General features: G+C 60.7%; 9 protein-coding genes and 2 pseudogenes. 5 read left to right on the forward strand and 6 right to left on the reverse strand.

Annotation, left to right across the window (positions count from 1 at the left end; all coding sequences use genetic code 11):
• Positions 1 to 5: 5 nt before the first annotated feature.
• Positions 6 to 311 (reverse strand): lipoyl domain-containing protein, encoded by a 306-nt coding sequence (locus EN786_RS27900; protein WP_245478243.1) that lies wholly within the window; start codon positions 309 to 311, stop codon positions 6 to 8.
• A gap of 175 nt (positions 312 to 486) precedes the next feature.
• Here EN786_RS27900 and EN786_RS27905 point away from each other — a divergent pair, with 175 nt between their 5' ends.
• Both EN786_RS27905 and mgtA read left to right on the forward strand, forming a co-directional pair.
• Positions 487 to 1,299 carry a universal stress protein gene (locus EN786_RS27905; protein WP_127310000.1) on the forward strand — a complete coding sequence of 271 codons (813 nt, stop codon included), beginning with the start codon at positions 487 to 489 and terminating at the stop codon, positions 1,297 to 1,299.
• Positions 1,293 to 3,968, forward strand: coding sequence for a magnesium-translocating P-type ATPase (mgtA, locus tag EN786_RS27910; protein ID WP_245493248.1), 2,676 nt, complete (start codon positions 1,293 to 1,295; stop codon positions 3,966 to 3,968). Before EN786_RS27905 ends, mgtA begins: the two co-directional genes overlap by 7 nt.
• A gap of 70 nt (positions 3,969 to 4,038) precedes the next feature.
• Here mgtA and EN786_RS27915 read toward each other — a convergent pair whose 3' ends face one another.
• Together EN786_RS27915 and EN786_RS27920 are read right to left on the reverse strand one after the other, a co-directional pair.
• A complete protein-coding gene (locus tag EN786_RS27915; protein ID WP_127282026.1) occupies positions 4,039 to 4,506 on the reverse strand; it encodes a DUF2231 domain-containing protein in 468 nt (155 codons plus the stop codon).
• Positions 4,507 to 4,624: 118 nt separating this feature from the next.
• Positions 4,625 to 5,020 carry a hypothetical protein gene (locus tag EN786_RS27920; RefSeq protein ID WP_127282027.1) on the reverse strand — a complete coding sequence of 132 codons (396 nt, stop codon included), beginning with the start codon at positions 5,018 to 5,020 and terminating at the stop codon, positions 4,625 to 4,627.
• A gap of 12 nt (positions 5,021 to 5,032) precedes the next feature.
• Between EN786_RS27920 and EN786_RS27925 the strand changes: the two genes are divergently transcribed.
• The 3 genes and pseudogenes from EN786_RS27925 (at position 5,033) to EN786_RS27935 (ending at position 7,363) form a co-directional block, all read left to right on the forward strand.
• Complete coding sequence (locus EN786_RS27925) at positions 5,033 to 5,359, forward strand: PepSY domain-containing protein (RefSeq protein ID WP_245478069.1); 327 nt, start codon at positions 5,033 to 5,035, stop codon at positions 5,357 to 5,359.
• Positions 5,356 to 6,020, forward strand: a pseudogene (locus tag EN786_RS27930) (response regulator transcription factor). The gene EN786_RS27925 and the pseudogene EN786_RS27930 overlap by 4 nt, the downstream one beginning before the upstream one ends.
• On the forward strand, positions 6,020 to 7,363 hold the full coding sequence (locus EN786_RS27935) for a HAMP domain-containing sensor histidine kinase (protein ID WP_127308696.1): 1,344 nt from the start codon (positions 6,020 to 6,022) through the stop codon (positions 7,361 to 7,363). The pseudogene EN786_RS27930 and the gene EN786_RS27935 overlap by 1 nt, the downstream one beginning before the upstream one ends.
• Before the next feature lie 7 nt (positions 7,364 to 7,370).
• On the opposite strand, the gene EN786_RS27940 is transcribed toward EN786_RS27935, so the two are convergent.
• The 3 genes and pseudogenes from EN786_RS27940 to EN786_RS38300 form a co-directional block, all read right to left on the reverse strand.
• The gene (locus tag EN786_RS27940) at positions 7,371 to 7,835 is read right to left on the reverse strand and encodes a hypothetical protein (protein ID WP_245478070.1); all 465 of its coding nucleotides are present in this window, start codon (positions 7,833 to 7,835) and stop codon (positions 7,371 to 7,373) included.
• A gap of 447 nt (positions 7,836 to 8,282) precedes the next feature.
• The gene (locus tag EN786_RS27945; protein ID WP_127308697.1) at positions 8,283 to 8,792 is read right to left on the reverse strand and encodes a nucleoside kinase; all 510 of its coding nucleotides are present in this window, start codon (positions 8,790 to 8,792) and stop codon (positions 8,283 to 8,285) included.
• 305 nt (positions 8,793 to 9,097) lie between these two features.
• Positions 9,098 to 9,417 (reverse strand): annotated as a pseudogene (locus EN786_RS38300) (adenylate cyclase); the annotation flags it as partial.

Genomic DNA, 9,417 nt, shown 5'->3' on the forward strand with positions numbered 1-9,417 from the left:
CCGCCTCACGCAGATCGGGACTCCAGCGTTGCCAGGATCGAGCCGGGTTCGATGACGGCATTCGCCGCGGCGACAATCGTCGCGCGGCCGGCTGCAGGCGAGACAATCTCGTGCAGCGCATCCTCGACTCGAATTTCTGCTATCCGATCGCCAGCCCTTACCGCGTCACCGCTGGCAATGAACCAACGCTCCAAGATACCCTCGGGCAACATGCTGGATGCCCATAACGCCTCATCGGCTTTGATATATTCCATCGCAATTCTCCTTCGCGACTGCACGATATTCCCTTCACCAAGGTTGGCCTTGATCATGATCAAAGGACAGATCGAGCGCGAGTGATCGCGTCGGGTGGCCCACCTTGCAGAGGTTCTTGCCGTCGCCCGGGGGGTAATCGAAAGGCGTTGCGTTTTGACCCGCGTCAAGGCGACGGAGGCTGGCGGATGCACTTCATCGAACGTCGACATCTTCACCGAAGGGCGCCCCGCAATGTCTTACAAGTCGATCATCGTTAACCTCGCTGTGGATGCATCTCCTGCACCCATTGTGAAACTGGGCGTCGAACTGGCCGAGCGTTTTGGAGCGCACCTTATCGGCCTGGCGGCTGCAGATGTTCCGCCGCTCGTCGCCACCGGCAGCGGCATGGTCTACGAAGGCGAGATCTTGCAGGTCCAGCGAACCGAGATCGAGAAGCGGCTTGCGGAGCTGCGTGCCGAATTCGAGAAGCTGGTTCCGGCATCGGTGAGCAGCGAATGGGGGCAGGCAGTCAGCAGTCCAACCCGCTTCCTGAGCGTTTCCGCCCGAGCCGCCGACCTCATCGTTACCGGTGGTGGGGATGGAGAAGATGTCTTCCGTGCCGTGGATGTCGGGAGCCTTGCGCTGGGAACAGGCCGACCAGTCCTCGTCACCGCAAGCAATGTCGAACATGTCATGGCACAGACCGTGCTGGTCGCCTGGAAGGACACCAGGGAGGCGCGACGGGCGATAGCCGATGCATTGCCTTTCCTGGCCGTGGCCAACGAGGTCATTGTCGCCACCATCGATACAGACCGCAGCGAGAGCGCCCGATACAGCCTCGCCGATGTCGCGGCTTATCTCGAAAACCATGGCATCATGCCGCAAACCGAACTGCTGGCTGGCGAGGCGGAGGGCGACCGGCTGGTTGCGTTTGCGCGTTCAATCCATGCCGACCTGATCGTCTCCGGCGCCTACGGCCACAGCCGCCTGCGGGAATGGGCCTTTGGCGGTGTCACCCGCTCGCTGATCGAAGACAGCAGCATCAACCGCTTCATGTCATGCTGATGGTTTCTGGTATCGTGCCCGGCGAAGTCGGCCAACAACCCGTCCCCGCACCGACGGGAATTGTTGACGACGACGCCTTTTGGTCAATGGAGATCAATGATCTTCTGCGACGCCTCAAGACGTCGGTCTCTGGGCTTGGCACCTCCGAGGCCGTATCAAGGCTGTCGAAATTCGGCACAAACACACCAGCATCGCAGTCAGGCACCTCGATACTAACAGTGTTCGTCCGCCAGTTCCGTAGCCCGCTTGTCCTGATCCTCATTTTCGCGGCCGCCGTGTCGGCCTTCGTCGGTCAGAGCCAGGAGGCTGCGATTATCGGCGCGATTGTGCTGGCTAGCTGTGTCCTGAGTTTTACCCAGGAATACGGCGCGTCACGTGCGGCAGAGGCGCTCAAAGGGCGCATTTCGCGCAAGGTCGCAATCCTGCGTGACGGCGTCGAGCGCTCGATCGGAGCCGAAAAGGTTGTGCCCGGCGATGTGATCCGTCTCTCGGCGGGAAACCTTGTTCCCGCTGATGGCATCATTCTGGATGCGCGCGATTTCAATGTCAGCGAGGCAGTCCTGACCGGCGAGACGTTTCCAGTTGTAAAAGCGCCGGGCCGGTCGGCGCCGGGCGCTTCCGTCGCACAGCGCGCCAACGCCGTCTTCGCAGGGACGTCGGTCCGCAGTGGCACCGCGACTGTGCTTGCGGTGGCAACCGGCCAGCGCACCGAGTTCGCGTCAATCGCAGCGGCCCTCGAACGACGTGTCCCGGAGACGGACTTTGCCCGCGGGATCAGGCTTTTTGGCTATCTGATGACGGAGATCATGCTGGCGATTGTCATCCTGGTGTTCTTCGCCAATCTTCTTCTCCATCGGCCGCTGATAGAATCGCTGTTGTTTTCGCTGGCGCTGGCGGTCGGCCTTACGCCAGAACTCCTTCCGGCGATTATCAGCGTGACGCTGGCTCGGGGTGCTCACGCCATGGCGGCCAATGGCGTCATCGTTCGCCGTCTCGACGCCATCGAGAATTTGGGCAGCATGGACCTGCTCTGCACCGACAAGACCGGAACGCTGACGGAAGGGATCATTCAGCTCGATGGATGGCTCGATCCCGATGGCAACTCATCGGCGGATGTCCTGCTCTGGGCGCGTCTCAACGCGACCATGCAGACCGGTTTGAAGAACCCGCTTGACGAAGCGATAGCCGGCACGCAAGGCGGGGACGCAAGGTTGACCGCCTTTGCGAAGGTCGACGAGATTCCCTACGACTTCATCCGTAAGCGCCTTTCCGTTGTCGTGCGGACCAAGGACGCCGAAGACCTCCTGATCACAAAAGGCGCAGTGCAGAATGTCCTGAACGCCTGTGGGTTTGTTCGAACCGCAAAAGGGTCACAACCCTTGGACGACACGCTTCGCGCCGCAATCGACGAGAAGTTCCGACGATGGAGCGCGGACGGCTATCGTGTCCTGGGAGTGGCAATCCGCCACATCAAAAGCCAGGGCGCCGGATCTAGGAAGGAGGAGACCGATCTGACGTTCGCTGGCTTCCTGCTCTTCCTCGATCCGCCGAAGGACGGCGTCATGGAGACGCTGGCGGCACTCGCTCACCGCGGCATTACCGTGAAGGTCATTTCGGGTGACAACCGTTACGTCACCGCGCACCTTGCTGACGCACTCGGCCTGCGGGCTGACAGGATCATGACCGGTGAAGACCTGTCGAAACTGACAAAGAGCGGACTTTTCGCAGGCGTCCAGCAGACCGATCTCTTCGTGGAGATTGACCCTAACCAGAAAGAGCGCATCGTTCAGGCTTTGCGCAGCTGTGGCCATGTTGTCGGCTATCTAGGCGACGGCATCAACGATGCGCCCGCGCTGCACGAGGCGGACATCGGCATCTCCGTCGACAGGGCTGTTGATGTCGCCCGCGAGGCCGCCGACATCGTCCTCCTCAAACAGGATCTGGACGTGCTCGTGCGCGGGATTGACGACGGCCGCAAGACGTTCGCCAACACGATGAAGTACATCTCCATCACGACCAGTGCCAATTTCGGCAACATGATCAGCATGGCCGTCGCGTCGCTGTTCCTGCCTTTCCTGCCGCTCCTGGCGGCACAAATCCTGCTCAACAATTTCCTGTCCGACATTCCTTCGCTGGCCATCGCCACCGACAATGTCGACCGGGACCAGCTGCGCCGGCCGCGCCGTTGGGACATCAGCTTCGTCAGGCGATTCATGGTCGGCTTTGGCCTGGTCAGCTCGCTGTTCGACCTTGCAACCTTCGCTTTCCTGCTGCTTCTTGCGAATGCGACGGCGGCTACGTTCCAGACAGGATGGTTCGTCGAGTCGCTGCTGACAGAACTCGCCATCGTGCTCATCGTGCGCACGCACAAGGCGTTTTGGATGAGCCGCCCCAGCCCGCTGCTTGCCTGGCTTACGCTTGCTGTCGCGCTTGTCGCGATCGCGATGCCCTACGTTCCCGTCGCCGCAAACTTCGGCTTTGTGCCTCTACCTCTGCCTGTGCTTGTCGGGCTCATCGCCATCACCGGGGTCTATCTATTGGCCTCGGAGATGACGAAGCGCTGGTTCTTCGAACATGAAAACAGACACCAGCATCGATCAAGGGCGGGGCGCGCCTTCGGCGGGACCATACCCCATTCAACCAGCATCAAATCAGAGCCGCATGGCTGAGGTCGGGAGCATGGTGGGGAATGCAGGCACTTTGCCTATCGACAATTGTCGACAGGCTTGGAGACAGGCCTCAGCCGCCTGTGGCGGCTCTGGCCACATTCACACCCAGATCATAGACAAGCAGGCCGCCGTAGTAGGCGGTGACGGTTACAAGTGCCGCGCCTGCAACTTCGATTACAGGAACGGCGATCGCCAGGGATCCCAACTCGCGATTGCGGACCCACAATGCGAATCTGACGACCCCCCAGGTCAGAAGGGCAAATGCCGTGATTCCGCCAAGGCTTTCGTGCGTCTCCGCTATGGCGCTGCTGAAGCCGGCAGCTTCGGCATGGTCAAGCGCCAGTCCGCCGTAGAACCAGGTTCCTGTGGCGAAGACTCCTGCTGCGAGCGCAACGAAAGTGGAAATCGTGCCCACGCCCGAGCGTCTCGTCACGGCATTGCTGCTCGCAAGTGCCACGAGGTCGAGGACCACGAGCGTGTAGATGAGCACAATTGGAAAATGCACGAGGATGGGATGGATATGCTGGATTGCGATCATCAGAAAAAAACTCTCCGGAGACGGGCTTGGAAATTGGCGAAGCGAAGGGGACTCGGCGTTGGAGACGAGCTGCGGGGCCTGGCGTCAATGATGCCCAGGCAAGATTAGGTCGGTGATTTCAGTCGTCTTCTCCCAAGCCGTCGTCGTCATCGGGGCTGTTCAAAGCGGCCTTGTCCGAGGTGAGACCGTCGCCGCATTCGTCGTCATCGCCCACGCCCCTGATGGCCTTGGGGCCGGTAGCATCCTGCATGGGGATAGCGTCGAGATTAATCGGTCCGGGCTGCGCGGCGGAAGACGATGCGCTGCATGAGCCTTCGTCCGATCCAGCAGCCGCCGGCGCGGCAAAGATGGTCAGGGTCCCAAGTGCTAGGAGCAAAAACAAGGAATTGCGCATGGTTTCGACGTCCTTCTCGGCGCTGCCATGATTGGCGGCCATCATGCCTTGATAGAGAACTCTTGCTTGCAGGCAGCTGAGGATGGTTGACAGCGGATTGAAAGCTTCGACGTGCGACAAGCCGAGTTCATGATGGCCAGCTTGAAGCGCCTCGCTATCTTGGGCCTGACCGCGTTTGTCCTGGTCCAGCCGGTCGGCACGCACGCCGACGAGGACGACGATGGCGACCACGACCGGGCGCGCGACCTTTATGAGCAGGGCGAAATAAAGGGCCTTGCCGATATTCTCGACATCGTACGCACGCAGGCCCCGGGCGACGTCGTCGCGGTCAAGCTCGTGCGTAGAGCCAACAAATGGGTCTACCGGTTCCAGGTCGTCGGCGCCGATGGCCGGCGAACGATCGTCGATGTGGACGCCGGTGCCGGTGTCATCCTGCGCGACGGGGAGGGAGACAGATGAAGATCCTCCTGGCTGAGGACGAGGCCCGCATAGCTGCCGATGTCGCGACTGCTCTCAGGGCATCCGGAATGGCTGTCGATGTGGTGCACGACGGCGAAACTGCCTGGTTCGCTGGCGATGTGGAGAACTATGCGCTGCCGTTCTGGATATCGGTCTCCCCAAGCTCGATGGTCTTACTGTCCTGAAGCGCTGGCGGGCCAACGGGCGCCGGTTTCCGGTTCTCATTCTGACTGCAAGGGGGATGTGGACGGAGCGTGTCGAGGGCATTAATTCCGGCGCTGACGACTATCTTCCGAAGCCCTTTGAAATGGAAGAACTGCTTGCCCGGTTGCGGGCAATCCTGCGTCGCTCGGCTGGGCAGGCGGCACCCGTGTTGAAGTCCGGGCCGTTGCTTCTTGACACCCGCCAGATGCGCATCACTCTCCGTGGGATACCCGTTTCGCTTTCGCCGCTGGAATACCGGCTCCTGGCGTTTCTGATGCATCACGCCGGGAGGGTGGTGGCGCCGACCGAACTTGCCGAACATCTGTACGATTCAGGTAACGACCGCGATCCGAACACGATCGAGGTCATTGTAGCGCGGTTGCGACGGAAGCTCGGCAGCGATGTCATCGAAACACGACGCGGGTTCGGGTATCTGATGCCCGATGATCCCGCCTGATGGGCAACTCGATCCGCTTCCGGCTGTGGTTGGCGGCAACCATCTCGATTCTTGTCGCACTCGCGATCGCCGGCGCCGGCTTGCGCTATTTGTTCGAACTTCACGTCGAGCGGCGCGTGGTGGGCGAACTAACGGTCGACCTCAACGAACTCATCGGCGCAACAACTTTCGCCAGCGATGGTCGCCTTGTTGTGGCCCCGGTGCTGACCGACCCGCGGTTTGCCAATCCACTCTCCGGCTACTACTGGCAGGTGGAGGACATCGCCACCGGCAGCTTTGAGCGTTCGCGATCATTATGGGACGCCAAGCTGCTCCTCCCTGCCCGGAGCGCAAGTGGTGGGCTGCGAACCGTCGAGGAGTTCGCGGGCCCGGGCGGAGAACTCAGTATTGCGGTCGAGCGTACGATCATCGATGCTGGAGGCCACTCCTTTCGTGCAATCGTGGCGGAAGATCATCGAACCGTTGAGTTGTCTGTAGGCGAATATGTTCGCGATCTCGCTCCGGCTCTCTTGATGCTCGCTGCAGTCCTAATGGCCGCGTTTTTCATCCAGATCACCATCGGCCTTGCTCCGCTGGAGACATTGCGGGTCGCCGTCAGAAACGTGATCGCGCAGCGAATGGCACGGCTCGATGTGGTGGCACCAAGCGAGGTGCAGCCGCTCGCGGACGAAATCAATCGTCTTCTCGATGCCCAGGAAAAGGCGCTTTCGCGAGCGCGCTCGCGTGCCACGGATTTGGCGCACGGCCTCAAGACGCCACTGCAAGTCCTGTCGGCCGACATCCGAGCGTTGCGCAAGAAAGGCGAGACGGATCTGGCCGACGAGATCGAGAAGAGCGCAGGAGCGATCCGGCGCCATGTCGAGCGGGAGCTGGCGCGCGCGCGCCTCGCGCCCGGCGTCTCCGGCAAGGCATCCTGCCTTGTGTCTGACGTCGTGGCTGGCGTCGTTGCAGTCGTCAAACGGATACCAAGCGGCAAGCAGCTTTCATTCAAGATGGACGTTGCGGAAGATCTAACGGCGCCAATCGACGAAGGCGACCTGTCGGAAATCCTCGGCAATCTGGTCGAGAACGCGGCACGCTATGCAAAGTCCTCAGTCCGTGTCGATGCATCGGAGGCAGCTGGAGAGGTGATTGTCACCGTCGCGGATGATGGCCAGGGTATTGCGGATACCGATCGGGAGTCCGCCTTGTCGCGTGGCGTCCAGCTCGACAGCAGGGGCGGCAGCAACGGCCTTGGCTTGGCCATCGTTTCCGACATCGTCGAAGCCTACGGCGGACGCCTTGCCATGGCTAACGCCGATCCGGGTCTGGCTGTGACCATTTCCTTGCCGCGACACGGTTGAGCCTGCTTCAGGCAAAGCCCGGGAAATAGTCGACCTTTATCTTCGAGCGGCGAACGCCCATCGCCAGCAGTTTCTGACGCAGCGCCTTGACCATCGCTTGCGGGCCGGAAATGTAGAAAGTGCGCTCGAGGTAGTCGGGTATTGCCAGACGTATCAGGCGCTCGTCGATGTAGCCGGGATACTGCCCGCGCTCGCCACCGCGCGCCACAGCGTGGACCGTCATTATACCAAGTTCCTGCCTGGCCGCGCCAAGCACGTCGCGATATGCGATGTCCTGCTGTCCCTCGGTTCCGTAGAGCATGACGATCGGTCGCCGCTCCTTGCGGTCGAGGAGATATTGCAACATCGAGCGGAAAGGCGTGATGCCGATGCCCCCGGCCAGGAAAGCGATCTTGGTTTCACGTCGGGCGGGCAGCGTGAAGTTGCCGGCCAGTTGCGCGGCGTGGATCGTGCTGCCTGGCTTCATGGTCATCAGTCCGCGCTTGAAGGCGCTTGATTGCGGATAGAATTTTACGCCGAGCCGGACCGTTTCCTCCGTCGGCGCCGAGGCCACCGTGAAATAACGGCGGTTGCCGCGATTGTCGGCACGATCGAGGCCAAGCGTCCATTCAAGATATTGGCCAGCCTCAAAGGCGAGCTTGCGCGGCGACCGGAAGACGAAGTCAAAGCTATCGACGGCCGATATTGAGCCTTGCAGAGGCGACCCATCTGGTACGCTTCGGATGCAATATCCCACGACCAAGCTGACAACTGGCTGTCAGCCGAGGGCGGGCTGCGAGGCGCCGTGAAAGCTCAAGGGATACGCAGGCTGCGGCCGGGTACAGAGTCTCAGCGCCGCTGGTGAGCCGTTCAGGCGACTAGCGTCTTCCCGTAATATTTTCGAATGCTTCCCCATCCTATTCGCGATGCGTTCAGGGCTTCAGGCGAGTTGAGCGAGGATATTGTCGACGACGCTTGGAACCGTACCCGCCGTGTCGATATCGATGCCGACGAGAAGATATTCCCGGGTATGATGGTTGCGCAGTACCAGCCGCCGCTCGGCCGGATCGAAACCTGGCTCATTCGGTCGCCCATCTAATCGTCGGTTCAAAGTCTCAACGTCTACGTCGAGCACAAAGACCTTGTCGAATAAGTCCAGGAATTTATGGAAATTGCGCGATCCGCCGCAGAAGAAGGTGGCAGGATGGGTCGTGTCGGCAGCAATGGCCCGGACCTTGTCGACGGGCCAAATCCAGTGCGCATATGCCCAAACGATGCGATCCTCGCCTTCGGGTGGTCCTGGCAATGCCTTGCCTGTTTCAGGGTCGCCGACATAGGCCAGGACCCAGTCACCGTGGACGACATGATAACCCCGCCGCTCCAGTTCGGTAGCGACAGACGTTTTTCCAGTGCCGGAACCGCCTTCGATCAGATAATTCTTGAGTCCCATAGGCCCGCTTATCATGTCGTTCAATCCGGCGAGAAGAAGCTCTCGCTCAACCGACCGCTTCAGCTAATCAGGGCAGCAATCGGTCTGCGGATCAATGGCGAGTGTAACGTAGGAGCGGAACATCGGTTACGGTGGAAGTGAGGGCACTTCTGATCGTTAGCTCGCGCCCAGCGCCGCCCCCGATTGACGACCATTCAAAAACTAACTCGGTCGCAACGGCAGCTTTGCATCCATGAGCGGTCATTCGCCGCTTGTGCTAAGGCTGCTGGCTCAGGAAAGCTGCCGGCCTCAGAAACGGAAAGAAGTTACGATAGACCCGCACGCCGGGAGCCCTCTCTGATTGCGGCAATGGCCACTGGATTGGTGACCGGGTACGTGTTGATGAACAGTTCGGGAGTGAAGCTCGGGAACTCGTCCTTCAGTCGCGCAGCTATCTTGGTGGCCCGCAGGGTTTCACCAAGCATCGCATGAGCCATTGCAAAGAACAGAAGCGTGGCGGGCGAGTCGGACGGGGACCGACGCAGCCCAACCAACGATTCCCGGTACAGGCCAAGGACAAAGCAGCAGCGCCCCAACATTCCAAAGTACCACGGAACATTAGGATTTAGCCGGATCGCTCGCTTGG

The organism is Mesorhizobium sp. M4B.F.Ca.ET.143.01.1.1 (assembly GCF_004792275.1).
GTDB lineage: Bacteria > Pseudomonadota > Alphaproteobacteria > Rhizobiales > Rhizobiaceae > Mesorhizobium > Mesorhizobium abyssinicae.